Origin of the sequence: Citrobacter sp. Cm046, from assembly GCF_030333065.1 — a bacterium.
In the GTDB taxonomy this organism is placed as follows: Bacteria; Pseudomonadota; Gammaproteobacteria; order Enterobacterales; family Enterobacteriaceae; genus Citrobacter; species Citrobacter murliniae.
In genome coordinates this window covers 311,562-336,286 of the sequence record NZ_JAOWGP010000044.1, presented here as the reverse complement: position 1 = coordinate 336,286, position 24,725 = coordinate 311,562, and the positions used below count along the sequence as shown (strand labels likewise).

Below are 24,725 nucleotides of genomic sequence, written 5' to 3'. Positions count from 1 at the left end.
CGTTTAATTTCCGATACGATATCGCTATAAAAAATTAATACTATGAATTCCCGACAACAATCTATTTTGCAGATGGTGACCGATAAAGGCCAGATGAGTGTAGCTGAGCTTGCTAAAGTCACCGGCGTTTCAGAAGTGACGATTCGACAGGATCTGAACACACTGGAAAAACAGAGTTATTTACGCCGTGCGCACGGCTTCGCTGTCTCATTGAACAGTGATGATGTAGAAACGCGCATGATGACCAATTTCACGCTGAAACGTGAACTGGCCGAATTTGCCGCATCACTGGTCAATCCTGGCGAATCAGTCTTTATTGAGAATGGCAGCAGTAATGCGCTTCTGGCCAGAACACTTGCGGAACAAAAAGACGTCACCATCATTACGGTCAGCAGCTATATCGCTCATCTGCTCAAAGAAACTCCCTGTGAAGTCATTCTTCTCGGTGGGATCTATCAGAAAAAAAGTGAAAGCATGGTCGGACCGCTAACTCGCCAGTTTATTCAGCAGGTTCACTTTAGTAAGGCATTTATCGGTATTGATGGCTGGCAGGCTGATACCGGCTTTACCGGCCGCGACATGATGCGCTCTGACGTAGTCAATGCTGTGCTGGAAAAAGGTGCAGAGGTGATCGTGCTTACCGACAGCTCAAAATTTGAGGCAATTCACCCTTACACACTGGGTCCGTTAGATCGGTTCAGCCGCGTAGTGACGGATGCAAAACTCAGTGCCAGCGTGCAAATGCAGCTAGAACACTCGGGATTAACGGTAAACATCATTGATACCCAAGCATAATACTTCACCAGATGATTTGTCAGCAGGCAAATCATCTTCTCTCTGAGACTTATCTGACGGTCCAATTAAGACTTTTTACCTGTCGTTAACAGGATAAAGTCGTAAAATTACTATTAGCGATATAACAGGAAGTGACTATCACCTGCGTGATTTAGTTGTCATCCCTGCGCAACATAGTTCACGGAAATATCTTTAATCGTCCTGATATGGCGTATCATTAAAGAGAACTGGATCCCGTGAATCAATAATTCAGGAGAAAGTATTATGTTTGTAACGAGCAAAAAAATGACCGCTGCTGTTCTGGCGATTACTCTGGCAATGTCTCTGAGCGCTTGCTCCAACTGGTCCAAACGTGACCGTAACACCGCGATCGGTGCTGGTGCAGGTGCTATCGGTGGTGCAGTCCTGACGGATGGCAGCACGCTGGGGACGCTGGGTGGTGCTGCGGTAGGTGGTATTATTGGCCATCAGGTGGGTAAATAATCTACTGTTGACTGGCTCGATATAATAAGACGTTTACTTTTCTCAGCTCTGTACCATTAGTTCGTTATTTATAAAAAAGCCACGGTCGAATTCCGTGGCTTTTTTTGATTAACCGCCCGCCAATTTAACTTTCATTCCCTTGGCTTCCAGCAACGATTTTATCAGGTCGCGTTTATCACCCTGAATTTCTATTACGCCATCTTTCACTGCACCACCACAGCCACATTTTTTCTTCAGCTCAGCGGCTAATTTAACCAATTCAGCATCATCCTGATCAATCCCGGTAATCAGGCAAACACCCTTACCTTTCCGACCGCTAGTTTGACGCTGAATACGGACAATGCCATCACCCTTCGGGCGGTCAGGCACCACTTTGGGTTCATCAATACGTCCGGATTCAGTTGAGTAAACCAGGCGAGAATTAGAGTCGTTCATTTATGCACCTCGTTTCAGGGAGGCATTGATCATCTTCAAGGTCTGCGCCGGATCATTCGACTGTGTGACCGGACGACCAATCACCATGTAATCTACACCAGCGGAAAGCGCCTGCTCTGGCGTCATAATGCGGCGTTGATCACCCGCCTCACTACCTGCAGGGCGAATCCCCGGGGTGACCAGTTTAAACGGTTGACCAAACGCTTGCTTGAATCGTACCGCCTCCTGCGCCGAGCATACAACACCATCCAGCCCACAATTCTGGGTTAAACGTGCCAGTCTTTCGGCATGCTCAGCCGGTGACAATGTCACACCAAGATCTTCCAGATCGCTGGCTTCCATACTGGTCAGAACCGTCACTGCAATCAGTAGCGGAGCGTCTTTGCCGAAAGGTACCAATGCTTCACGCGCTGCAGTCATCATGCGTGCCCCGCCTGAAGCATGAACGTTTACCATCCACACACCAAGATCTGCCGCCGCTGCAACGGCATGCGCCGTAGTATTGGGAATATCATGAAATTTCAAATCAAGAAAGACGTCGAATCCACGCTGTTGTAAGTCACGAACCAACTGCGGTCCAAAAAGCGTGAACATCTCTTTGCCCACTTTCAAACGGCAATCACGAGGATCAATTCTGTCGACAAAAGCTAACGCTTTATCGCGGTTATTGTAATCCAGAGCGACAACGACAGGAGAATCAGTAACAGCACGGGAAGAAGATGAAGCAGTAAACGTCATGACCAGACCTTCTTGAAGATGGCGCCGCTTGCGGCACAAAATGGGTAAACGGCGTGCATTCTACCTGCGGTAATAGAAAATTAACAGGCGCGTTTACATTTCTGCGAGGCGATGTGGCACAGGTGTTTGACGCTGTGAATGATAACCACTCATTAGTATGTTGTAACTAAACAAGGCATTTTTTTAAATTACTGTCCATCAAGGCCGCGAATTGGCTTAATGGTTGACCACGAACGGCAGGACGGGCAATGCCAGTACAGCGTATAAGCTGTAAATCCGCATTTATGGCAACGATAGCGTGGCTTACTGCGGATCTGCTCACCGACCATATCGCGCAGAACCATCAGACTTTCTTTGGCGCGCCCTTCTTCCGCTTCATTAAGGTGATAGTCCATCAGCTTATGGAAAACGCGCATTGTGGGATGACGTTGTAACTGGCGGGTAATGTAGATCTGAGCGGTATCACTGCCTTCGCGAGCTTCAAGGATATCAGCCAGCATCAGCTCAGCGGCAGCACCGGTATTTTCCTCAACTGCACGACGCAAAAACTCCGCCCACTCATCATTCTTACCGAGCTGCTGATAGCAACTTTGCAGCATTTCCAGCGTTTCGCTGACCAGCTCTTTATCCTGAGAAATTACGCGTTGCAGGCTTTCGACTGCCTTTGCATATTCCCCATTCATCATATACACGCGCCCCATCATGATGGAAACGCGGGCACTGTTTTTATCGGCCGCAGCCCCTTTTTTCAGCAACGTCATGGCGCGATCCATATCGTCGCTACCCATTTGCTGTAAGGCCAGTTCACAGTAAAAATGCGCGATATCTATACGCTGATTATCTTTGCCGAGTTTGACCAGACGTTCCGCCACATCAATGGCTTTCTGCCATTCGCTGGTTGCCTGGTAAATTTGCAATAATTGCTGCAATGCGCCCACGCGGAAATCCGTTTCATCGGTCAGCTGATTAAACATGTCCTCCGCGCGGTCATATAAACCCGCGGCCATGTAGTCGCGTCCTAATTGCTGAACCGCCAGTAAACGCTGCTCATAGGTCAGCGATGCACTTTCCATAAGAGTTTGATGGATGCGGATTGCACGATCGACTTCACCGCGAGAGCGGAACAGGTTTCCGAGGGTGAGATGAGCCTCAACGGTGCCTGTATCCTCTTTCAGCATATCGAGGAACAAATCCACCGCTTTATCTTGTTGATTGCTGAGGAGGAAGTTAACCCCGGCGACGTAGTCACGCGACAGACGGTTAGCTTCATCCTGCTTTGTTTGTTGCGCACTTCTGCGACCCATATACCACCCATAGGCAGCGGCTACAGGCAAAAGCAGAAACAACAACTCCAGCATAAATATTTATTCCTTCACAACCGACGAGTCGGCAGATACCGCAACGTCGGTCGCAGGCGCAAGCTGGTTTTCCAGTCGTTTGATTTTACGTTCGGCACGCGCAAGAGACACACGAACCTTCAGCCAGAAAAGGCCGCAAATTAACCAACCAATAGCAAAACCTGCAGCAAACAATACAGCAAGCAGCGTAGATATACGATACTCACCCTGAGCCAGCAGATAGTTAAACGTTACCTGTTGATCGTTTTGCGCACCTAATGTCACCGAAATAACAAAAATCGCCAACACCAGTAAGAAAATGAGTAAATATTTCACATTACTTCCCGTTATGTGGTTTGAGCGAATAAATCGTGAACAACTTACCGCGTTAAGCCTTTTAAATTACCATTTTCACGACGAGTGCGAAACGGAAAAGCGCCTTACACGTTATGATTTGAGGGCAAATTTCGAAAAATCAATCGTCGTCAGCTTTCTTGCTCGCGCTCTGCTATTTCCTGCTTCTCTTGCGCAGGCGGTGTTAATGGCCCGCATACCCGCTGTGCAAGCCAGGTTGCCAGTGTCACCAGCAGCCAGGATATCAACGTTGCGACGACTAAATCACGTGGCCAGTGCATTCCCAGAAGCAAGCGGCTGCCCATTACTCCAGTCGCCCAGATGAGCAAGAAAACAATTGTCAGAGTACGTCTACGCGGCCACAACAATCCTACCGCCAGTAAAGCCCAGCTTGCAGCAAACATCGTATGCCCGGAGGGAAAGGCAAATCCCGTTTCTTTTTGCCAGTGCTTACGCAAAAACGTTGGAATATCCTGCTGTCCTGACAGTTGTTCTTTTACTAAGTGCCCACGTTCTTTACGTTTTAAAGTGTAGAACTCATCAACAGGAACATGGTGTGTTTTTTCCAGCCAAATAACAAATGGCCGGGGTTCCTGTACCCGGTCTTTAACCCAGGATTTCACACCCTGGCCCAGTAATATTGCCCCTGCCAGGATAGTAAACAGCATAAGTGCAGCTTTCAGACGAAATCTCAGACACCACAAAAACCAGGCACAGAGAACGACATGCGTAATGATCCCCCAGGGCTGAGTCACCGTTTCTGTTATCCAATATAAGGATTTTAACCACCAGACATTGTGGCCTGGTTGCCATTCCCAACCCGATATCCATACTGAAACAGGCATGATCAGCAACAGTGCGGCTCCTGAGGCGGTCCGCTTTGCAATAGACAGCATTGCATCTCCTTTCGTCGATAAGTCTCACAATCATAACTGAAAAAAGTACGTATCGGGAAAATTGACAATTTTGTGCCATTCCAAAAACGAATGCGTTGTCGCAATTAGGTGAACACCATCGCCTTATGGCAAAATAGCGCAATACAGAAGCCAACAGGCGACGGCACTCAGGGTGCCAGCATAATCTGGAGAAATACATGCAGCTTAAACGTGTGGCAGAAGCCAAACTGCCAACCCCATGGGGTGATTTCCTGATGGTGGGATTTGAAGAACTGGCAACCGGACACGATCATGTCGCACTGGTTTTTGGCGATATCTCAGGCCAGACGCCTGTCCTGGCTCGCGTCCATTCCGAATGTCTTACCGGCGACGCACTGTTCAGCCTGCGTTGCGATTGTGGTTTCCAGCTTGAAGCCGCGCTCACGCATATTGCTGAAGAAGGACGCGGTATTCTGCTCTATCACCGCCAGGAAGGTCGCAATATCGGTCTGCTTAACAAGATCCGCGCCTATGCGCTCCAGGATCAAGGCTATGACACTGTTGAAGCCAACCATCAGCTGGGATTCGCGGCAGATGAGCGAGATTTCACTCTGTGTGCCGATATGTTTAAGCTGTTGGGTGTCGACGAAGTGCGTTTGTTGACCAATAATCCGAAGAAAGTTGAAATCCTGACGGAAGCCGGTATCAATATTGTTGAGCGTGTACCACTGATTGTTGGCCGCAACCCCAAAAATGAACATTATCTGGACACCAAAGCCGCCAAAATGGGTCACTTGTTGAGCGAGTGATTTCACATAATTGTCGAATAATTCGGCATATAAAAAAGCCTGCAGTTAATTTGCAGGCTTTTTCGCATTTTAGTTCAGCATATTACGAATGACATAGTGCAAAATACCGTCGTTCTGGTAGTAGGTTAATTCCGTGGCGGTATCAATACGACAACGACACAAAATCACTTCTTTACTGCCATCTGCCCGCACCATATTCACCGGAATAATTGCACCCGGTTTTATATCTTGCAATTCCGTAATATCAATCACTTCATCACCGGTTAATCCGAGTGTTTTTCGCGTGACGCCTTGTGGGAACTCCAGAGGCAGGATCCCCATACCTATCAGATTAGAGCGGTGAATTCGCTCAAAGGACTCCGCGATAACTACCCGAATGCCCAGCAGACGTGGTCCTTTCGCTGCCCAGTCTCGACTGGAGCCCGAGCCATATTCTTTGCCGGCAATCACGGCTAACGGAACCTTCTCTTGTTGATAACGCATTGCGGCATCGTAAATAGCCACAACTTCTGTCCCCGGCAAATGACGAGTCATTCCCCCTTCAATGCCCGGCACCATTTCGTTACGAATACGAATATTGGCGAACGTACCGCGCATCATCACTTCGTGATTTCCACGTCGTGAACCGTAAGAGTTAAAATCTTTGCGCTCAACGCCGTGGTTCTGAAGATAACGCCCTGCCGGACTGTCCGGTTTAATGCTGCCTGCGGGTGAAATATGGTCAGTCGTCACGGAATCCCCAAGCATCGCCAGGATTCGTGCCCCATGAATATCCTGTACCGGATCCGGTTTAGCCTGCATGCCATCAAAGAATGGCGATAAGCGAATATAGGTCGAGTCGGACTGCCAGCCATAGGTGTCTGCACGGTCAACATTGATGGTTTTCCATTCAGGTGTTCCTTCGAACACTTCCGCATACTCTTTATGGAACATCTCAGTAGAGACCTGTTCAACAGCACGGGCGATTTCCCGTGCAGATGGCCAGATATCTTTCAGATAAACCGGGTCACCATTTCTGTCATGTCCGAGCGGCTCTTTCGTCAGATCAATGTTCATATTTCCCGCCAGCGCATAGGCAACCACCAGCGGCGGCGACGCCAGCCAGTTCGTTTTTACCAGCGGATGAATTCGACCTTCAAAGTTACGGTTGCCGGAAAGTACGGCCCCCACCGTCAGATCACCTTTTTTAATCGCGGTTTCGATTGGGTCAGGTAACGGACCTGAGTTGCCAATACAGGTGGTACAGCCATAGCCAACCAGATTGAATCCCAGCTCATCAAGGTACGGTGTGAGTCTTGCCTGCGCCAGATAATCAGAAACCACCTTTGAGCCTGGTGCCAGCGAGGCTTTCACCCACGGCTGGCGTTTCAGACCGAGTGTGACCGCTTTTTTCGCCAGTAGCCCTGCCGCCATCAATACACTCGGGTTCGAGGTATTGGTACAGGAGGTGATTGCCGCAATAACCACAGCACCGTCCGGCAACTGATATTGATGCCCGTTCAGCACATAATCTACAGGTTGGCGGTCTTTCTGCGAACTATTCACCTCAAGTTCATTGCTTGCCGCAAAAGCTTTCGGGACATCCCCTAATGCAACGCGATCCTGCGGACGCTTTGGTCCCGCCAGGCTTGCTTCCACATCGCCCATGTCCAGTTCCAGAGAGCTGGTAAATACCGGCTCATCACCAGGGTTGCGCCACATCCCCTGCGCTTTGGCATAGGCACCAACCAGTCCAACCTGTTCTTCGCTACGACCGCTCAGCCGCATGTATTCGAGGGTCACGCCATCTATCGGGAAGAAACCACAGGTTGCACCATATTCTGGGGCCATATTCGCAATGGTCGCCCGATCAGCCAACGGTAGGGTATCCAGGCCGTCGCCATAGAATTCCACAAATTTTCCGACCACGCCGTGTTTACGCAACATCTGGGTAACGGTCAGAACCAGATCGGTAGCAGTGATCCCTTCACGTAATTTCCCAACAAGTTTGAAGCCGACAACGTCCGGGATCAGCATCGAAACGGGCTGTCCCAGCATGGCGGCTTCGGCTTCAATTCCACCAACGCCCCAGCCCAGTACGCCAAGGCCATTGATCATCGTGGTATGGGAATCTGTACCGACCAGCGTGTCCGGGTAAGCCACCCACTCGCCATTTTGCAGTTCACTCCAGACCGCTTTTCCCAGGTATTCAAGGTTGACCTGGTGACAGATCCCCGTCCCCGGCGGCACAACACGGAAGCGGCTGAATGCCTGCTGTCCCCATTTCAGAAACACATAGCGCTCGTGGTTGCGCTCCATTTCCAGCCGGACGTTCTCTTCGAAAGCATCATCGTCACCAAAACGATCGACGGTCACCGAGTGGTCAATAACGAGATCAACAGGTGAAAGCGGATTCACTTTTGCCGTATCACCACCCAGGCGCTTAACCGCCTCGCGCATGGCCGCCAGATCAACCACTGCCGGCACGCCAGTAAAGTCCTGCATCAGCACACGAGCAGGTCGATAAGCAATTTCGCGATCGGCATGAGCATTGTTCAGCCATCGCGCCAGAGCATGAATATCTTCTTCAGTAACTGAGTCACCGTCCTGCCAGCGAAGCAGGTTTTCCAGCAAGACTTTAAGTGATTTCGGTAAACGGGTGAGATCACCCAGTGATTTGGCAGCCAAAGGTAAACTGTAGTAGCGGTAGGTTTTATCTTTAACCTGCAATGTGTCCTTACTGGCTTCTCGTAGGGTCGACGACATAGCTCCTCCTTAAATGACAGGGTTGGATCCCCTGATTTTCCTCAGGGTTAGTATTAAAGATAACACAAACAAAATGTAACGCTTTGATAACAACTCGAATTGATAAAAGAGGAGATCAGCAAAATGACCGGGAACTATGCAAAAAGAAATGAACTGTAAAGGAGATATGGAAGTTGCGAATATGCAGCAGAGTACGTTATGCAATCGCTTACACGTTGTTTTTTATCTACGGGATCTGCGACGTCGTATTCGTCCCAAATTCAAAAAGGCAGGTTAATAATAATTATTATGAACTACACATTGATTATTTTTTCTGTTCTTCTTCATCGAACAAATCAATAAATGCCCGCTGTTGTGGTGAGAGCTGCCACGAATCGGGAATATCCATCACATATTCAGTGTTGGTCTCCTTCTCTTGCTCATTATCCTGATGAGATGGCACAGAGGAGGATTGTTGTTCCTGCGCGGACATGGTTATCCCCAAACTTGCCAAATCACGAGCGCTACCACAATCCAGAACACTGCGGAGCCAAGAAAGACCGTGGACCATGCTTTACGTTTCAGCGCGGGATCCCGGCGTTGTGGCTGGTTTCCAGAAGGCATCGCTAACCTCATACTATCGAAATCACTTATCATTTAGGCACCAAACAATTGGTACAATTAATCACCAGATGAGAGAAATCCTAAAGAAAAAGGTGAAAAAAAGCCAGTTAATTTTCGAATCCGGTAAGCTAAATAAATCAATTGTTTGATCGGATATAAATATTTGAAAGGGTTTTTGGCGAGCTTGCTAATTTGACACTACTTTAGCGGGTATTCCCCATAAATAATATACGGTTTATATACCCTATGGATAATCATAAATACATTCAGATTTCCCAGCGGTATCGCTATGCGCTTAGCGATACCGTTGAGGTAACATCCGTTATTATTTCTCTGGCAATTTAATATCTTTAAACATGGCTTCAATGTCATCGTTAGAACGCAATGCAACCGCTGTATCGACCACATCGCGGGTCAGATGTGGCGCAAAACGCTGAATAAAATCATACATATAACTGCGTAAGAACGTGCTGCGACGAAAACCGATTTTAGTCGTGCTATGGCTGAATACATCATGCGCATCGACACGTACCAGGTCAGGATCGGACACAGGATCGACCGCCATGCTGGCGATAACCCCCACACCCAGCCCCAGTCTTACATAGGTTTTGATCACATCGGCATCGGTCGCGGTAAAGACAATGCGTGGCTCCAGACCTGCTCTGTTAAACGCCGTATCAAGCTCCGAACGACCGGTAAAACCAAAGGTGTAGGTTACCAGCGGGTATTGCGCCAGTTCTTCAATAGAAACCGATGATTTACCCGCCAGTGGGTGATCCGGCGTGACGACGATCGAACGATTCCAGTGGTAGCACGGTAACATAACCAGATCGTCGTACAGATGCAGCGCTTCCGTCGCAATGGCAAAATCCGCATTACCTTTCGAAACGGCTTCAGCAATTTGCGTCGGCGACCCCTGATGCATATGCAAAGACACGCGTGGATACCGCTCAATAAAGCCTTTAATCACGTTTGGCAAGGCGTAACGCGCCTGGGTGTGCGTCGTGGCAATGTACAGGGAACCTTTATCCGGCCAGGTATGTTCACCGGCAACGGACTTAATGGCATCCACTTTAGACAGAACTTCTCGAGCAATACGGATGACTTCCTGCCCTGCCGGAGTCACCTGCGTCAGGTGCTTGCCGCTACGGGCAAAAATCTGGATGCCAAGCTCATCTTCCAGCATACGAACTTGCTTACTAATACCAGGCTGAGAGGTATAGAGTCCTTCGGCCGTTGAGGAAACATTAAGGTTGTGGTTAACCACCTCAACAATGTAGCGAAGCTGCTGTAATTTCATATTAAACCATCCAGATTAGCGCCATCAGATCATCGTTTGAGAGCAGGCAGTGTCGCGCTGCTAATACGATTTAATAATAAAAAACTTATTAACTATAACCACTATATCATTTAAATTTGAGCTGTATAGAGATGACAAAAAATAATAACCCTTCAATAAAAAAGGGCCGCTTTCGCGACCCTTTCAGGAGAAATCCAGCTGACAGGCTGTTATTTCTTACCTTCCACCCATTTTCCGTCAACGAAAAACGCCGACCATCCGGTCGCTTTACCGTCTTTCTCAGCGGCAACATACTGCTGCTTAGTTTTACGGCTAAAACGGACCATCGCTTTGTTACCGTCTGGATCAGTCTGCGGTGCATCAGCAAGGTAACGCAGTTTCTCCGGCAGACGATCGCGGAAGCGGTACAGCTCTTCCACTAACGGTGCGCGAGTCTCACGTGATTTCGGGAACGTATTGGCGGCCAGGAAGATACCAGCTGCGCCGTCACGTAACACAAAATACGCGTCCGATTTTTCGCAAGGCAGCTCCGGTAACGGAACGGGATCTTCTTTCGGCGGGGCCACTTCACCGTTACGCAGGATCTTACGGGTGTTTTTACACTCGTCATTAGTACAAGCCATGTATTTACCAAAACGCCCCATTTTCAGGTGCATCTCAGAGCCACACTTCTCACACTCAACGATCGGACCGTCATAACCCTTGATACGGAACTCGCCCTCTTCGATTTCGTAACCGTCGCAAGTAGGATTATTACCACATACATGCAGTTTACGTTTTGGATCGATGAGATAGCTGTCCATCGCCGTGCCACACTTCTGACAGCGACGTTTCGCACGTAAGGCGTTGGTCTCTGCATCGTCGCCTTCCAGCACGTTCAACACTTCGTTTTCTGGCACCAGGTTAATGGTGGTTTTGCAACGTTCTTTCGGCGAAAGTGCGTAACCGGAACAGCCCAGGAAGACACCGGTACTGGCGGTACGAATACCCATCTTACGGCTACAGGTCGGGCAGTCGATGCTGGTCAGTACCATCTGGTTAGGACGCATGCCGCCCTCTTCAGGATCTTTCTCGGCTTTATCCAGTTGCTGAGTAAAATCACTGAAGAAGTTGTCAAGCACACCCTTCCATTCGGCTTCGTGGTTAGCCACCTGGTCGAGACTGTTTTCCATCTGTGCGGTGAAATCGTAATTCATCAGTTCGCGGAAGTTTTCTTCCAGACGATCGGTGACGATTTCGCCCATTTTTTCAGCGTAGAAACGACGGTTCTCAACCCGAACATAGCCGCGATCCTGGATCGTAGAAATGATCGACGCATAGGTGGATGGGCGACCAATCCCGCGTTTTTCCAGTTCCTTAACCAGTGACGCTTCACTGAAACGAGCTGGCGGTTTGGTGAAGTGTTGCGCTGGCGTCAGTTCGATTAGCGTCAGCTCGTCGCCTTTGTCCACTGCAGGTAAAATACGATCTTCATCGCCCTTACGCAGTGCTGGCATAACTTTAGTCCAGCCATCAAAGCGCAGAATACGTCCACGCGCTTTCAGGCGGAAATCACCTGCGCCCACGGTCAGCGTGGTGGAGTCATATTTAGCCGGTGTCATCTGACAGGCAACAAACTGGCGCCAGATCAGCTGATACAGTTTTTGCGCGTCAGCTTCCATATCTTTCAGCGATTCCGCCTGCACGGCGACATCAGAAGGACGGATTGCTTCGTGCGCTTCCTGTGAGTTCTCTTTACTTGCGTACTGGTTCGCACTCTCCGGCAGATATTTTTTGCCAAAATTGTCGCTGATATAATCACGAACCATAGATACAGCATCCTGGCTCAAATTCGTTGAGTCAGTACGCATATAGGTGATGTAGCCTGCTTCATACAAGCGCTGCGCCATCATCATGGTTTTCTTCACGCCGAAGCCCAAACGCGTGCTGGCAGCCTGCTGTAGCGTGGAGGTGATGAACGGCGCACCAGGTTTACTGCTGGTTGGCTTATCTTCACGTTCCAGTACGCTATAACGCGCTTTCTCCAACAAACTTACTGCGGCAAGCGTCTGTTCGCGGTTAACCGGGCGGAACGGTTTATCGTTCTGATGCGTCACTTCCAGCGGCAATGCATCGCCGGATGGCGTGGTGGTATTAGCATCAATTTCCCAGAACTCTTCTGGTACGAATGCCTTGATTTCGCGTTCACGCTCAACGACCAGCCGCACGGCTACCGACTGTACGCGACCGGCAGACAGGCCACGCGCAATCTTTTTCCACAGCAGCGGCGAAACCATATAGCCCACGACACGGTCCATAAAGCGGCGTGCCTGTTGCGCATTAACACGATCAATGTTCAGTTCGCCCGGTTTTTCAAACGCCTGACGAATCGCATTTTTGGTGATTTCGTTAAACACCACGCGACTATAGCGGGTGTCATCGCCCCCGATCACTTCCCGCAGGTGCCATGCAATGGCTTCCCCTTCGCGGTCAAGGTCGGTTGCGAGATAGATGTGGTCGGCCTTTTCAGCCAGTTGTTTCAGTTCAGAAACAACCTTCTCTTTACCAGGCAGCACTTCATAGCGCGCATCCCAGTTGTGCCACGGGTCAACACCCATACGATTGACGAGAGCGCCACGTTCATCCTTTTTGGGCTTTTTAGCCGTTTTGGTGGAGGTTGAGTCGGCGCTCTTTTTAGTTGCTGAGCCACTGGTCGGCAAATCACGGATATGACCGACGCTGGATTTAACCACGTAGTCATTACCCAGATACTTGTTGATCGTTTTGGCTTTTGCCGGGGACTCAACGATGACAAGAGCTTTACCCATATTCACCTTTACCTAATTTGATTCTTCCAGGAATACGCCGCGCGTTGATTCACCTTCCACTGGCGACGAGACATCGATATGGTCTCTGCGTCGGCGGATATCAACCCTTGTACTGATTGCGCGTTCGTAATGTAACTCTCATGTAACTGAGTTAACAGGATTTTTTGCACGAAAACGCTATAGCACGACGGAATGTTGGTCGAATGTCAAGCAAATCTGTTGCCAGATTGACGAAAGCGTCACACTGTACCTGATAAAATGCGTTACGCAACTTTATTAGCATGCAAAAACAAATCTCGCCAGTAACGACACTGTCGTAAAACCACCGTTTTTGTCAGGGAATATTTGCCCAAAAGCCGGGCTCGGCGTAGACTAATGTCCTTGTTTAAGGAGTAAATAATGCATAAAGACACTCAACCCATCGATCGCGAAACACTGCTGATTGAAGCCAACAAAATCATTCGTGAGCATGAGGACACGCTGGCGGGGATTGTCGCCACTGGAGTCACGCAGCGTAATGGTGTGCTGGTTTTCAGCGGAGATTACTTTTTAGACGAGCAAGGGCTACCGACGCCCAAAAGTACAGCTGTGTTTAATATGTTTAAACATCTGGCGCACGTACTTTCTGAGAAGTATCACCTGATCGATTAAAAGCAAAACGCGAGGCACAGGCCTCGCGTTTTCATTTGTATAGTCTTAAAGCTTACATCAGTGGTTTTTGCCCACGCTGCCACCAACGCAGCAATATGCGATCGGCACTTTCAGCCGCACTACCGGTGAAGCGGTCCATCAGCTTTTTACGCTGCATATAGCGAACGTTAAGCACCTCACGACCGTCCATCAGGCTCAGTATCACCTCGTCGCTGGTATTCACCTCATCCACCAGCCCATTTTCCAGCGCCTGTTGTCCAAACCAGTGCTCCCCGGTGGCAACCTGTTCAATATCCAACGTCGGACGCATGCGATGAACAAAATCTTTAAACAACTGATGGGTTTCGTTCAGATCTTCACGGAACTTCTGTCGCCCTTCTTCCGTATTTTCACCGAGCAACGTCAGCGTCCGTTTGTACTGTCCGGCAGTATGTAGCTCAATATCAATGTCTTTGCCTTTCAGAAAACGGTTAAAGTTAGGGATCTGCGCAACAACCCCAATTGAGCCGACAATGGCAAACGGCGCTGAAACAATTTTATCCGCCACGCAGGCCATCATATATCCGCCGCTGGCCGCAACTTTATCCACCGTTACCGTCAACGGGATCTGCTTATCGCGCAGACGCTGTAACTGTGATGCAGCCAGTCCATAACCATGAACCACACCGCCAGGACTTTCCAGACGAACAACCACCTGATCCTGAGGTTTTACTACCGCGAGTACCGCCGTGACCTCTTCGCGTAACGCACTGACTTCGTGGGCATCCATACTACCTTTAAAATCAAGCACCCAGACGCGAGGTTTGTCTGATGATGCACTTTCCCCCAGCTTCGCCTTTGCTTTGGCAGCTTTCGCTTCCAGCTTGTGCTTTTTTTTCTGCGCTTTATGCCACAGTTTTTGCTGATGACCGTCCAACAGGGCCATCGACAGATCCTCTTTCATCTCTTTATATTGCTCACTGAGATTGATGACCCGTAATTCCCCACGCTGACGTTTGCGTTGAGTAGCATTCACAATCAGCATGACAATAACCGCAATTGCCACCACGACAGTGATGATTTTTGCCAAAAACAGCCCATATTCAGACAACAATTCCACGTATCCCACCTTGGTTTAACAACGCTACTTTTGCTCAGTGTACAACAGGCGTGTTTGCTCGTCTTGCTTCATCCATTCGGCAGCAGAATCAGCAAAAAGCATGACAAAGTGTTCATTTTGCGGTGTTATTACCTTTGGCTGATTGAAAAATAGCAGGGTTTAAGGCATAAAGCCGACAAGTTATAGAGAACGGGATGGCCAGAGCGTCGCCGAGGAGTAGCCGTGCATTACCAACCTAAACAAGATCTGTTACACGATCGTATTATTCTGGTCACCGGTGCCAGTGATGGCATCGGACGTGAAGCCGCACTAACCTACGCGCGCTACGGTGCGACCGTTATTCTGCTGGGTCGCAACGAAGATAAACTGCGCCAGGTCGCCCATGCAATTTCCGCTGAAAGTAGCTCTACAGCACTGTGGTTTACGCTGGATCTGCTGACCTGCACTTCTGAAGAGTGTCACCAGCTGGCGCAGCGTATTGCCGCGCATTATCCACGCCTGGATGGCGTTCTGCACAATGCCGGATTACTGGGCGATATCTGCCCTATGAGTGAGCAAAATCCACAGGTCTGGCAGGATGTGATGCAGGTTAACGTGAATGCCACTTTTATGCTGACCCAGGCTCTGTTACCTTTATTACTCCAGTCTGATTCCGGGTCGCTGGTGTTTACGTCTTCCAGTGTCGGTCGCCAGGGACGAGCCAACTGGGGAGCATATGCTACCTCCAAGTTTGCTACTGAAGGAATGATGCAGGTTCTGGCAGATGAGTACCAGAACCGCCATCTGCGTGTTAACTGTATCAATCCCGGCGGTACACGTACCAGCATGCGAGCCAGCGCATTCCCGACAGAAGATCCGCTAAAATTAAAAACACCCGCCGATATTATGCCGCTCTACCTGTGGCTGATGGGCGACGACAGCCGCCGTAAAACCGGTATGACCTTCGACGCCCAACCGGGCCGTAAACCAGGAATAGCCCAATGAGTGAAGAACGCTATCAGCAGCGCCAACAACGCGTAAAAGAGCGGGTTGACGCACGCGTTGCCGCAGCCAGTGATGAACGCGGAATTATTATTGTCTTTACTGGCAACGGTAAGGGGAAAACCACCGCTGCGTTTGGTACCGCCACGCGTGCAGTCGGTCATGGAAAAAAAGTCGGCGTAGTACAATTCATTAAAGGCACGTGGCCGAACGGTGAAAGAAACTTACTGGAACCCCACGGCGTGGAGTTTCAGGTAATGGCGACAGGATTTACCTGGGAAACCCAAAACCGTGAATCAGACACTGCCGCCTGTCTGGCCGTGTGGGAACATGGTAAACGCATGCTGGCCGATCCTGAGCTGGATATGGTGGTACTGGATGAACTGACGTATATGGTGGCATATGACTATTTGCCGCTTGAAGAGGTTCTCAACGCCTTAAATACCCGCCCTTCGCATCAGACGGTCATTATTACCGGCCGTGGATGTCATCGCGATATTCTGGAGTTAGCGGATACGGTCAGCGAGCTGCGCCCGGTTAAGCACGCCTTTGAAGCGGGCGTGAAAGCCCAGATGGGGATCGATTACTAACAGTAGGCCGGATACGCTTACGCCGCATCCGGCTCCACGCTAACGCCTGATGGCGCGTTGCTTATCAGGCCTACTCATGATTAACCGTTGTTGCTGCGACCACCTGGACGACGACTGCTGCCGACCTGGGTGTGGCGCTTAACCGCACGGCGGATCTGGTTCGCTTTCATACGACGTCGATCTTTCTCAACAGCGACTTTCGATGAGGTTTCCGGCTTTAACTCCACCAGCTCACGCAAATAGTTTGTCTGCGCCAGGTCCAGCTCGGTCCAGCCACCACGTGGCAAACCTTTTGGCAGCGGGATATCGCCATAACGCACGCGGATCAAACGACTAACCTGTACGCCTACAGCTTCCCACAAGCGACGCACTTCGCGGTTACGCCCTTCAGTCAACGTAACGTTATACCACTGGTTAATCCCTTCACCACCGCTGAATTTGATCGTTTTAAATGCTGCCGGACCATCTTCCAGTTGCACGCCACGACTCAGATCACGCAGTTTTGCATCATCAACCTGGCCGAACACGCGCACCGCGTATTCACGTTCAACTTCGCGGCTTGGGTGCATCAGACGGTTCGCCAGCTCACCATCGGTGGTAAACAGCAGTAAACCACAGGTATTCACATCCAGACGACCAACTGCAATCCAGCGCGCATCGCGCAGTTTTGGCAAACGGTCAAAAACGGTCGGGCGACCTTCCGGGTCATTACGGGTACACAGTTCACCTTCCGGCTTGTAATACGCCAGAACGCGACAGATTTGCTCCGCAGATTCTTTCACCGAAATCAGATGACCATCGATACGGATTTTCAGACCAGGCGTCACTTCAACGCGATCGCCGAGCGTGGCGATTTTGCCATCAACGCTCACGCGACCCGCTGCAATAATGGATTCAATTTCACGGCGAGAACCGTGGCCAGCGCGCGCCAGCACTTTTTGTAACTTTTCGCTCATAGAGCTTCCTTTAGGTGTCGCCTTCACAGGCGTCTGGTATACTTTCAAAAACAACAAGTTAACAATGATTTTACATCAACTTATTGATATGTAACTATTTTATGGAACACAACATGGCAAACAATATGTCACACAAGCTGTCACACACAATGCTTCGAGGCCGGACATACTACACGAATTTTAGATTAAATGATTCAACTAGTTTTGTTCGTCTTAGTCTAGGCACTGATAGCCGTAAACAGGCTGAAGTGATCATGAACCAGATACGACCTTTTATCCCTCTAGTACAAAACGGGACGATGAGTCTTGATGAATTCAGACGAAGAATGCAGGGTTACCGTACTGCTACAAAGCTGGATTTTGATAACTATCTGCTGCACACCCTTCAAATGGATATTACAGAAGTCAAACGATTACCACAGCTAGGGCACTATCATAAAAGAATCTTCCCAGATTCACCTTTATCCCCTTCAGCTACTGTCGAATCAGCACAAAAGTATGCCGATTTGTGTTTGGAGCGTTTATATAGTGGCGATGACATAGGGGCTAAAGAAGTACTCATGGGATTGCAATCCCTTGATATGTTGGAACAAAAAAAAGGTGGTCTCAGCACCAGTAAACTAGAATTTTCCAGAGATGCCATACCTTGGGCTAAAGAAGTAGCAGGGGAAATAGACATGAACCGTGCTATTGTTTATCAAGCATACAGTGCATTCTACTCTGGAGATCTTACTCAATATCGTCAGATATTAGAAACCCTGCAATCGCAGTTAAAAACGCGTGAACACACAGCGAAATCAACCACAACTTCCATTCAACCTATTGCAGCAACTGCAAAAAATGAACAAAAAAAAGAAACTATTTCCCTTTCTCAAGCTTGGATGCTCTACGTGAAAGAAAAAGGACAAAAGTGGCGCATAAGTGTCGCTAATGAAAACCAGCGTTTCTACGATGTTCTGTACTATGTCGTCGGAAATAAATCTATTGATTCAGTGACAAAGCAGGATATACGTGAGGCACTTAAAATTACAGAAAATCTCCCCAACCGCACCAAATTACCCTACAAACGGTTGACCCTCAAAGAATGTATTGCGTACGACGTTCCTGAAGAAGAGCTACTTAGTAGCCAACATGTCGAAAAACACCTAAAAATCTGGCGCTCATTATTCAGAAAATATCTAGTGGAAACTAAAGATTTCCTAGAGAAATCCCCTACAGACGGGATTTCTTACCAGGTAAGCCCAAATCGAAGGGGTCATTATAATGCAGCCGAACTTGTAAAACTAAAGACAAAGCTGTTTTCACTTTCTGATACTGATTGGCGTAAGTGGTATTTTCTCGCACTAATGTACACAGGTGCACGTCGTGGCGAACTTGCATCAATAAAGAAACAAGACATTCGCAAAGATGATGAAACAGGGCGTTGGTATATTTTCATTGAAGAAGGAAAAACGGATCACGCCCAACGTCAAATTCCATTACACAAAAAGCTAGAAAACGGATTACTTACTTTGATCAACGGTTTGAATGATAACGATTTTGTTTTCAATGGACTACCAAATTACACAACAACAACTGAAGTGTGGGCCAATCTGATGAAGGAACTCAGCATTCCGGATTACGATGACTATGGGTTAAAACGCCGTATTCACAGTTTACGGCATACTTTTATGACGAATTGCATTGCTGCAAAACAACCAATACCACTTATGCAATTCGTTGTCGGACATTCCAGAAACAAAAGCCTAGGGGTAACAGCGTTGTATACCCATCGCCCGCCGCTGAAGGATTTATTATGTATCGTCGATTTTCAGCAATAGTAGCTGTCTGTTTGTACGACAGTAAAATTGATATCTGTCGCTGATTTCAGACTGCGCCAGAACGCATCAATTTATGCCTGTATGTAACCAGAATGTCAGCGCTGCCCACTGATCCAAAGCAAAGCACTTATCAACTGGGAAGTACCTTGTTGGGTTATCGCAAAAACGGCAAAATGGCAGAAGCAAACCCGAAAAATACCGCAGATTAAAAATAATCTTTGCACTGCCACGACTTGTGCGCTATTGTTATCTTGGGATTATATACATCATGTAAACTTTCTTCAAAAAAATTTCATACATCTTTTTACCGTCAGCCTTTATCTGATGGGGTTTGTGTTATCCGTAACCGCTCCGTTTTACGGTGGTCAGATGGTAATAACTTATACGTGTGTGCGTGTACGCGAGGGGTTGTTTATATAAATAACTTATGGGGGTGTTGTGTCAGAAGAAGGATCTATTCAGTCAATGCTCACACAGGCTACGCCTTACACAACCAAAGTTCATACACACGGGCGTTACAGGGTAATCGATGGTGATGTTTTCATTCGTCATGGTTACTCCTACCCGATCAACACCACCGACCAATCTGGTGTTCGCCTTGATATCCTTACCCCTATAGCAGAACAGCTTGATGCAATACTGTCCATCTACAGCCGGGTTTACTTCTCTCGCTTCGATTTACGCTTACCTGAGAGTACCCCAATAGACACAGGCAACAAGTGGGTAAGCGATCTGTTTAAAAAACTACGTGAACGCCTGAAGTCTAAATTAAACAGACCTGAGGGATTAGCAGAACCGATCCTCAACTTTGCTTATGGCTGGGTACGGGAGAAAGAGAAAGCAAAACAGGTGCATTATCATTGCTGGATTGCCCTTCCGCATCGACAGGTCAAACGCCTTGGGACACCCACAAGCGGCATTGCCGGAAGTATTGTTGAAATCTGGATGGGCCTGACGGGTGGTAAAGCAGCGCTGGTGGAGCTGCCAAAAGCAACGGAAAGATATTCGAATCATTACGTTATCGAAAGAAATAGGCCGGAAACGCTAAAAGGTCCCTTCCAGTGGGTATCGTATCTGGCGAAAGAGCGTGGAAAGTATCAGACCGGAAATGGGGATCGGGTCCACTCAACATCAAAATTGAGGGGTGAAAAAATGAAATCGCTAAATCCTTCGTGTAACGCCTCCTGAGCCATTTAAAGAGCATAGCAGTACCTTCGCATTACCCATGCTACAAAAAGCGCTCACGATAGCGCTCATTGCGTTTAACAATGCGTTCTCTGATGCACTACAGCTTAACTTTTAAAAATAGCACCTCATTGTCATCTTTTCAGATGATTTTAAGCTGTTGTGCGGCTCTGCTGGATTTACTGCCGCCGGAATATTTCGGATTAATTGACCCGAAAATAGCCATAATTAAGCCTCACACACTGGCAGGGAAGTATCTGAATCTGAGTGAAGGCAGGTTAAATCTTATGCCTCTTTGATGTTCCAGTTTCGTTTGATTGTAGGTAGGCTTAAATTCAGTGCAAGTGCTGCTTTAGACTGACTCAGTCCCTTAGTTCTGGCTTCCTGTACACGCTGAAAGGTATCTGCCGCAACCGGACGACCTAACTTCTTCCCTTCCTTCCTGGCTCTTACTAATCCCTCTTTTGTGCGTTCAATGATGCGGGATTTTTCGAACTCTGCAAACGCAGAAAACATTTGCAGCATCAACTTCCCTTCCGCGCTGGAAAGGTTACGCACAGGCAGATCCAGTGAAACAACATCAATCCCTTTATCCACCAGCATCGTAATGGTTTGCTGCACGTCGATGTTGTCCCTTCCCAGGCGGTCCAGTTTCAATACTACAAGCTGATCCCCAGCCTCCAGTTTATGAGTCACCATATTGGAAAAGGCTTTACGCTGCATTGCCTGCACTCCTCCTGACACGGTTTCTGATACTACCCTGCTATCTTTCACCGCATACCCAGCCTGACGAATCGCCATAATCTGGTTTTCTGTTGACTGTTCGCTGGTGGACACACGGCAATATGCAAATGTACGGCCCATAATCTCTCCCCTGACTGGTATCAAAAACGGTATCATAATCAACTAATGGTATCATAATGTCAATGATCTAATTTAATGACACCAATTTAGGGTAGGGTTTACTGGTGTCATAAAACGTTCGATTGTTGATACCAGAAGGGCCGGGCCATGAAACAACCCGCTGATATTTGCCAGGGATCGGGGGCGACTTTTACGGGAGGAGGAAACCTGCCTGGCAGATCAGTCTATGGATGTGGTGATGTTTACACTCACTACTCTTTTTTCTGGATGCGTCGGCTATGTAGATCAATCACACTGTCTTCTGATGTGAATCCTTTCAGGCTTTTAAGAATATAATTCCGTTGGGAGGGGGTTAGATCTGGGTGTTCCAGTAAACGTCGTAACGCATCCCGAAAGTTTTGCCACAATCTCTTCTCTTCATCGTCCATTGCCATACCACTCATCAGATTGTTCTTAATCCACATTAGGATAAAAAATCTGATTTGACCACTACTAAAATAAAATATCAGACGATAAAAGTGTAAAAAAAACAGAAGGGTATACCTTTATAATACCAGTATTATCAACGGCTCGGAAGTGTCTAGATTATCCGTGGCGATTCAATTAGTAGTTTTTTCATTACATCCCCACGAATTGAGTTTATTAATTGTGAACCAGTTTACAATGATCCCATTGCTCAGTGCTTCTTGCGATGCGGTCACTAATTGCAAAGTTTCCCAGCGACGGATCATAGGCGTACACTTTGCTTTTATCATCTGCCATCATCAACTTACCGTTAGTTTTCAGCTTTGGCGAGAGCAAGTATGTACCGTTTAAACGGTTAGCTTTGAAGCTATCGACATACAATGTTACCTCGGCACTACCCAACACACGTAAAGCATCGATTCTTCCATTCTGTATCGCTGCAATAGCATACTGACAGAGATACGTTTTAGCAGTTGAAGACGTATTTTTTCCGTCAACCTTAGCTGATGAGGAAGGGGGAGAGGATTTAGGGATTGAACTATGAAGAGAAGTTGACGGGTAAGAGTATGAATAATTTTTATACGTAGTTGATGTGCCTGACCCAATCCGGCACGTTTTTCCAACCGCAATGCACGAATTACCGCATGGAATACCTTTCTTGCAGTTCTTAGCGTGTGCAGAGAATGACAACCCAGCCAATAGAAATGTACCAATGGTTATCCTAACCAACGAAGACCAGCCCATAAACCACCCTTCTTTTAAGATTTTCTCTACATGATACCATACCTAAATTAAGGGAATAGTAGCCAATAAGCCCGTTGGTGGTAATACCGAATACGGGACTATACCAAGGAAGACATTAACAGCCGGGAAAGGTGTACATACATGATGAGAGTCGCGATGTGGCTAATGGCTGTCACACAAGTTAGTAACAACCATTAACCGAAAAACAGTAAACCATTGATTATAAATGATTTAATATTTATCTTGTGCGCCTTCACAGGCGTCGAACAGGAGAATCAACGGCGCCAGTCAGCGCCATTTTAAGGCCGCGTAGTATACCGAGTTGCGCCCTTATAAGAAAGGTTTAACGTCGCCGACGCCTTCACGCAATACCACCGGAGAATCATCGGTTAAATCGATAACCGTTGTCGGCTGCTGCCCGAGATAACCGCCGTGGATAATCAAATCAACCAGCTTCTCCAGACGATCTTTGATCTCTTCCGGATCGGACTCGGTAAATTCACTGCCCGGCAACATCAGCGACGTGGAGAGCATTGGCTCACCCAGCGCCTCCAGCAGCGCCAGCGCGATTGGATTTGATGGTACGCGCAGGCCGATAGTTTTGCGTTTTTCCTGCAGCAGTCGGCGCGGCACCTCTTTTGTCCCTTTCAGGATGAACGTGTAGTTGCCTGGCGTATTGTTTTTAATTAAACGAAAGGCAACGTTATCCACAAAAGAATAGGTCGACAGCTCGGACAGATCGCGGCACATCAGCGTAAAATTGTGCCCATCGGGCAGATGACGGATACGACAAATGCGCTCCATGGCACTTTTATCTTCAATTTTACAGCCTAACGCATAGCCGGAATCGGTTGGATAAACAATCACCCCACCTTTACGCACAATCTCAACGGCCTGGTTGATCAGTCGCTGTTGTGGGTTATCAGGATGAATATAAAAAAACTGGCTCATACTTTCCTCTCTGTAGTCTCGGGCTGTTCCCAAAGCTGCCAGACGCCTTCAACGCCTGCGGGCAACCAGAGTTTACGACCCAATTCAATCCACGGGCATGGCTGATGAAAATCAGACCCTTGTGATGCCCACAACTGATGCTGGCGTGCTAACGTTGCCAGATGGGTACGCTCATTGGGAGACTGTTGACACTGCGCGACTTCCATCGCGTCACCGTGATGTTCAGCAAAATGTGCAACCAGTCTTTTCAGCCACTTAGCGCTAAGATCGTACCGGCCAGGATGAGCCAGCACCGCCTTACCGCCAGAATGATGAATGACATCAATAGCTTGTTCTATTGTACACCACTGCGGCGGAACGTAACCGGTTTTCCCGCGGGCAAGATATTTTTTAAATACATCGGCCATAGTGGTGGCTTTTCCACACTCCACCAGGAAACGCGCAAAATGCCCCCGCGTGACAGCTCCGCCATCAGCCAGACGCAACGCCCCTTCCCATGCTCCCGGAATATGGGCTTTATCCAGTCGTTCAGCAATCAACCGCGCTCGCTGCTGACGACGCTCCGTTTGTTCTGCCAGGAATTCACGCATCATGGGGTGTGCAATATCAATATTCAGACCCACAATATGAATCTCATGATTCTCCCAGACTGTTGAAATTTCAACGCCAGAGATCAGGTTTAACGCTAAACCCGAACGTGAAATTTCTTCTCTTGCCGCCGCAATAGCTGCCGTGGTGTCATGATCGGTGATCGCCAGTGTACCGACTCGCATCTCTACCGCACGGTGTACCAACGCTTCTGGCGTCAATCGTCCGTCGGACGCCGTTGTATGACTGTGCAGGTCGTAAATCACTGCGTAATTCGTGTCGCTCAAGGCGGCTCCCGTTTCTATAAATGTCGTATCACGCTCATCATAGCGGTTCCGACAAATTTACTGAAATCAGGTGTTGACTTTATTCCATCGAACTAGTTAACTAGTACGCAAGTTCACATGAAGAAGGTATCTGAGATGAAAGCAACATTTGTACTGCATGGTTGGTGGCGCACTTCCTGATTTCGGGCAGTGTCTTACGTCTGCAATATGCAACCAGATACCAGGCCCGCTAAATGAGCGGGCTTTTTTTTGAACAAAATTAA

The 24,725-nt window shown here is 48.3% G+C and carries 25 protein-coding genes and 1 other annotated feature; of the genes, 9 read left to right on the top strand and 16 right to left on the bottom strand.

The genetic code is table 11. The annotated features are described in order from the left end of the window. Window positions 1-42 precede the first annotated feature (42 nt). Complete coding sequence (gene yciT, locus OGX98_RS19535; protein ID WP_045443466.1) at window positions 43-795, top strand: DNA-binding transcriptional regulator YciT; 753 nt, start codon at window positions 43-45, stop codon at window positions 793-795. Window positions 796-1,059: 264 nt separating this feature from the next. Continuing rightward, window positions 1,060-1,278, top strand: coding sequence for an osmotically-inducible lipoprotein OsmB (osmB, locus tag OGX98_RS19530; RefSeq protein WP_045443469.1), 219 nt, complete (start codon window positions 1,060-1,062; stop codon window positions 1,276-1,278). A 108-nt stretch (window positions 1,279-1,386) separates the two neighbouring features. Here the strand turns inward: osmB and yciH are convergent, their stop codons facing one another. The 5 genes from yciH to pgpB all read right to left on the bottom strand — a co-directional run bounded on the left by yciH (window position 1,387) and on the right by pgpB (window position 5,038). Then, the gene (gene yciH / locus OGX98_RS19525; protein ID WP_045443472.1) at window positions 1,387-1,713 is read right to left on the bottom strand and encodes a stress response translation initiation inhibitor YciH; all 327 of its coding nucleotides are present in this window, start codon (window positions 1,711-1,713) and stop codon (window positions 1,387-1,389) included. Further along, window positions 1,714-2,451 (bottom strand): orotidine-5'-phosphate decarboxylase, encoded by a 738-nt coding sequence (gene pyrF, locus OGX98_RS19520; protein WP_286595801.1) that lies wholly within the window; start codon window positions 2,449-2,451, stop codon window positions 1,714-1,716. It abuts the gene before it with no gap. A gap of 188 nt (window positions 2,452-2,639) precedes the next feature. After that, a complete protein-coding gene (lapB, locus tag OGX98_RS19515) occupies window positions 2,640-3,809 on the bottom strand; it encodes a lipopolysaccharide assembly protein LapB (protein ID WP_045443489.1) in 1,170 nt (389 codons plus the stop codon). Window positions 3,810-3,815: 6 nt separating this feature from the next. Then, a complete protein-coding gene (locus OGX98_RS19510; RefSeq protein WP_006684318.1) occupies window positions 3,816-4,124 on the bottom strand; it encodes a LapA family protein in 309 nt (102 codons plus the stop codon). A gap of 149 nt (window positions 4,125-4,273) precedes the next feature. Further along, window positions 4,274-5,038 (bottom strand): phosphatidylglycerophosphatase B, encoded by a 765-nt coding sequence (pgpB, locus tag OGX98_RS19505; RefSeq protein WP_045443494.1) that lies wholly within the window; start codon window positions 5,036-5,038, stop codon window positions 4,274-4,276. 197 nt (window positions 5,039-5,235) lie between these two features. On the opposite strand from pgpB, the gene ribA reads away from it, so the two are divergent. Beyond that, window positions 5,236-5,826 carry a GTP cyclohydrolase II gene (ribA, locus tag OGX98_RS19500; protein WP_005126450.1) on the top strand — a complete coding sequence of 197 codons (591 nt, stop codon included), beginning with the start codon at window positions 5,236-5,238 and terminating at the stop codon, window positions 5,824-5,826. 69 nt (window positions 5,827-5,895) lie between these two features. On the opposite strand, the gene acnA is transcribed toward ribA, so the two are convergent. From acnA to topA, 5 genes are all read right to left on the bottom strand, one after another. Next, window positions 5,896-8,571: an aconitate hydratase AcnA gene (gene acnA / locus OGX98_RS19495; RefSeq protein ID WP_286595800.1), complete on the bottom strand. Its 2,676-nt coding sequence runs from the start codon at window positions 8,569-8,571 to the stop codon at window positions 5,896-5,898. A gap of 304 nt (window positions 8,572-8,875) precedes the next feature. Beyond that, window positions 8,876-9,043 carry a YciX family protein gene (locus OGX98_RS19490; protein WP_190284562.1) on the bottom strand — a complete coding sequence of 56 codons (168 nt, stop codon included), beginning with the start codon at window positions 9,041-9,043 and terminating at the stop codon, window positions 8,876-8,878. A 2-nt stretch (window positions 9,044-9,045) separates the two neighbouring features. Next, complete coding sequence (locus tag OGX98_RS19485; protein ID WP_223306996.1) at window positions 9,046-9,186, bottom strand: YmiA family putative membrane protein; 141 nt, start codon at window positions 9,184-9,186, stop codon at window positions 9,046-9,048. A 313-nt stretch (window positions 9,187-9,499) separates the two neighbouring features. Beyond that, window positions 9,500-10,474 (bottom strand): HTH-type transcriptional regulator CysB, encoded by a 975-nt coding sequence (cysB, locus tag OGX98_RS19480; protein ID WP_045443507.1) that lies wholly within the window; start codon window positions 10,472-10,474, stop codon window positions 9,500-9,502. A 209-nt stretch (window positions 10,475-10,683) separates the two neighbouring features. Beyond that, window positions 10,684-13,281, bottom strand: coding sequence for a type I DNA topoisomerase (gene topA, locus OGX98_RS19475; protein WP_045443510.1), 2,598 nt, complete (start codon window positions 13,279-13,281; stop codon window positions 10,684-10,686). A 399-nt stretch (window positions 13,282-13,680) separates the two neighbouring features. On the opposite strand from topA, the gene OGX98_RS19470 reads away from it, so the two are divergent. Beyond that, window positions 13,681-13,932, top strand: a complete 252-nt coding sequence (locus OGX98_RS19470) for a YciN family protein (protein ID WP_003020616.1) — start codon at window positions 13,681-13,683, stop codon at window positions 13,930-13,932. A gap of 52 nt (window positions 13,933-13,984) precedes the next feature. Here OGX98_RS19470 and sohB read toward each other — a convergent pair whose 3' ends face one another. After that, a complete protein-coding gene (gene sohB / locus OGX98_RS19465; RefSeq protein WP_045443515.1) occupies window positions 13,985-15,031 on the bottom strand; it encodes a protease SohB in 1,047 nt (348 codons plus the stop codon). Between the two features lie 222 nt (window positions 15,032-15,253). On the opposite strand from sohB, the gene OGX98_RS19460 reads away from it, so the two are divergent. Beyond that, the gene (locus OGX98_RS19460; protein ID WP_048221383.1) at window positions 15,254-16,015 is read left to right on the top strand and encodes a YciK family oxidoreductase; all 762 of its coding nucleotides are present in this window, start codon (window positions 15,254-15,256) and stop codon (window positions 16,013-16,015) included. Continuing rightward, complete coding sequence (gene cobO, locus OGX98_RS19455; protein WP_048221382.1) at window positions 16,012-16,602, top strand: cob(I)yrinic acid a,c-diamide adenosyltransferase; 591 nt, start codon at window positions 16,012-16,014, stop codon at window positions 16,600-16,602. The genes OGX98_RS19460 and cobO overlap by 4 nt, the downstream gene beginning before the upstream one ends. An 80-nt stretch (window positions 16,603-16,682) precedes the next feature. On the opposite strand, the gene rluB is transcribed toward cobO, so the two are convergent. After that, window positions 16,683-17,558 (bottom strand): 23S rRNA pseudouridine(2605) synthase RluB, encoded by an 876-nt coding sequence (gene rluB, locus OGX98_RS19450; RefSeq protein ID WP_045443524.1) that lies wholly within the window; start codon window positions 17,556-17,558, stop codon window positions 16,683-16,685. A 113-nt stretch (window positions 17,559-17,671) separates the two neighbouring features. Here rluB and OGX98_RS19445 point away from each other — a divergent pair, with 113 nt between their 5' ends. Together OGX98_RS19445 and OGX98_RS19440 are read left to right on the top strand one after the other, a co-directional pair. Further along, window positions 17,672-19,378 (top strand): tyrosine-type recombinase/integrase, encoded by a 1,707-nt coding sequence (locus OGX98_RS19445; protein WP_063940817.1) that lies wholly within the window; start codon window positions 17,672-17,674, stop codon window positions 19,376-19,378. Window positions 19,379-19,843: 465 nt separating this feature from the next. Beyond that, window positions 19,844-20,566 (top strand): YagK/YfjJ domain-containing protein, encoded by a 723-nt coding sequence (locus tag OGX98_RS19440; protein WP_115601973.1) that lies wholly within the window; start codon window positions 19,844-19,846, stop codon window positions 20,564-20,566. A 282-nt stretch (window positions 20,567-20,848) separates the two neighbouring features. Here the strand turns inward: OGX98_RS19440 and OGX98_RS19435 are convergent, their stop codons facing one another. The 4 genes from OGX98_RS19435 to rnm all read right to left on the bottom strand — a co-directional run bounded on the left by OGX98_RS19435 (window position 20,849) and on the right by rnm (window position 24,462). Continuing rightward, window positions 20,849-21,427 (bottom strand): recombinase family protein, encoded by a 579-nt coding sequence (locus tag OGX98_RS19435; protein ID WP_049025820.1) that lies wholly within the window; start codon window positions 21,425-21,427, stop codon window positions 20,849-20,851. Between the two features lie 642 nt (window positions 21,428-22,069). Beyond that, window positions 22,070-22,636 carry a hypothetical protein gene (locus OGX98_RS19430; RefSeq protein WP_080470555.1) on the bottom strand — a complete coding sequence of 189 codons (567 nt, stop codon included), beginning with the start codon at window positions 22,634-22,636 and terminating at the stop codon, window positions 22,070-22,072. A gap of 330 nt (window positions 22,637-22,966) precedes the next feature. Further along, on the bottom strand, window positions 22,967-23,587 hold the full coding sequence (locus OGX98_RS19425) for an L-threonylcarbamoyladenylate synthase (RefSeq protein ID WP_045443527.1): 621 nt from the start codon (window positions 23,585-23,587) through the stop codon (window positions 22,967-22,969). After that, complete coding sequence (gene rnm / locus OGX98_RS19420; RefSeq protein ID WP_200042262.1) at window positions 23,584-24,462, bottom strand: RNase RNM; 879 nt, start codon at window positions 24,460-24,462, stop codon at window positions 23,584-23,586. The genes OGX98_RS19425 and rnm overlap by 4 nt, the downstream gene beginning before the upstream one ends. A 135-nt stretch (window positions 24,463-24,597) precedes the next feature. Between rnm and trpL the strand changes: the two genes are divergently transcribed. Continuing rightward, entirely contained in the window at window positions 24,598-24,642 is a 45-nt protein-coding gene (gene trpL / locus OGX98_RS19415) for a trp operon leader peptide (RefSeq protein ID WP_012905981.1), read from the top strand. Continuing rightward, window positions 24,619-24,713: a sequence feature (Trp leader region), on the top strand. It overlaps the preceding gene by 24 nt. The last annotated feature ends 12 nt before the right edge of the window (window positions 24,714-24,725 follow it).

Coding starts and splice junctions, on each gene's coding strand:
- pyrF (WP_286595801.1), bottom strand. CDS start 2,451: ATGACGTTTACTGCTTCATCTTCTTCCCGTGCTGTTACTGATTCTCCT.
- ribA (WP_005126450.1), top strand. CDS start 5,236: ATGCAGCTTAAACGTGTGGCAGAAGCCAAACTGCCAACCCCATGGGGT.
- topA (WP_045443510.1), bottom strand. CDS start 13,281: ATGGGTAAAGCTCTTGTCATCGTTGAGTCCCCGGCAAAAGCCAAAACG.
- OGX98_RS19425 (WP_045443527.1), bottom strand. CDS start 23,587: ATGAGCCAGTTTTTTTATATTCATCCTGATAACCCACAACAGCGACTG.
- yciH (WP_045443472.1), bottom strand. CDS start 1,713: ATGAACGACTCTAATTCTCGCCTGGTTTACTCAACTGAATCCGGACGT.
- cysB (WP_045443507.1), bottom strand. CDS start 10,474: ATGAAATTACAGCAGCTTCGCTACATTGTTGAGGTGGTTAACCACAAC.
- yciT (WP_045443466.1), top strand. CDS start 43: ATGAATTCCCGACAACAATCTATTTTGCAGATGGTGACCGATAAAGGC.
- osmB (WP_045443469.1), top strand. CDS start 1,060: ATGTTTGTAACGAGCAAAAAAATGACCGCTGCTGTTCTGGCGATTACT.
- cobO (WP_048221382.1), top strand. CDS start 16,012: ATGAGTGAAGAACGCTATCAGCAGCGCCAACAACGCGTAAAAGAGCGG.
- rluB (WP_045443524.1), bottom strand. CDS start 17,558: ATGAGCGAAAAGTTACAAAAAGTGCTGGCGCGCGCTGGCCACGGTTCT.
- OGX98_RS19430 (WP_080470555.1), bottom strand. CDS start 22,636: ATGGGCTGGTCTTCGTTGGTTAGGATAACCATTGGTACATTTCTATTG.
- pgpB (WP_045443494.1), bottom strand. CDS start 5,038: ATGCTGTCTATTGCAAAGCGGACCGCCTCAGGAGCCGCACTGTTGCTG.
- OGX98_RS19445 (WP_063940817.1), top strand. CDS start 17,672: ATGGCAAACAATATGTCACACAAGCTGTCACACACAATGCTTCGAGGC.
- OGX98_RS19485 (WP_223306996.1), bottom strand. CDS start 9,186: ATGAGGTTAGCGATGCCTTCTGGAAACCAGCCACAACGCCGGGATCCC.
- OGX98_RS19440 (WP_115601973.1), top strand. CDS start 19,844: ATGCTCACACAGGCTACGCCTTACACAACCAAAGTTCATACACACGGG.
- OGX98_RS19470 (WP_003020616.1), top strand. CDS start 13,681: ATGCATAAAGACACTCAACCCATCGATCGCGAAACACTGCTGATTGAA.
- acnA (WP_286595800.1), bottom strand. CDS start 8,571: ATGTCGTCGACCCTACGAGAAGCCAGTAAGGACACATTGCAGGTTAAA.
- OGX98_RS19490 (WP_190284562.1), bottom strand. CDS start 9,043: ATGTCCGCGCAGGAACAACAATCCTCCTCTGTGCCATCTCATCAGGAT.
- OGX98_RS19435 (WP_049025820.1), bottom strand. CDS start 21,427: ATGGGCCGTACATTTGCATATTGCCGTGTGTCCACCAGCGAACAGTCA.
- lapB (WP_045443489.1), bottom strand. CDS start 3,809: ATGCTGGAGTTGTTGTTTCTGCTTTTGCCTGTAGCCGCTGCCTATGGG.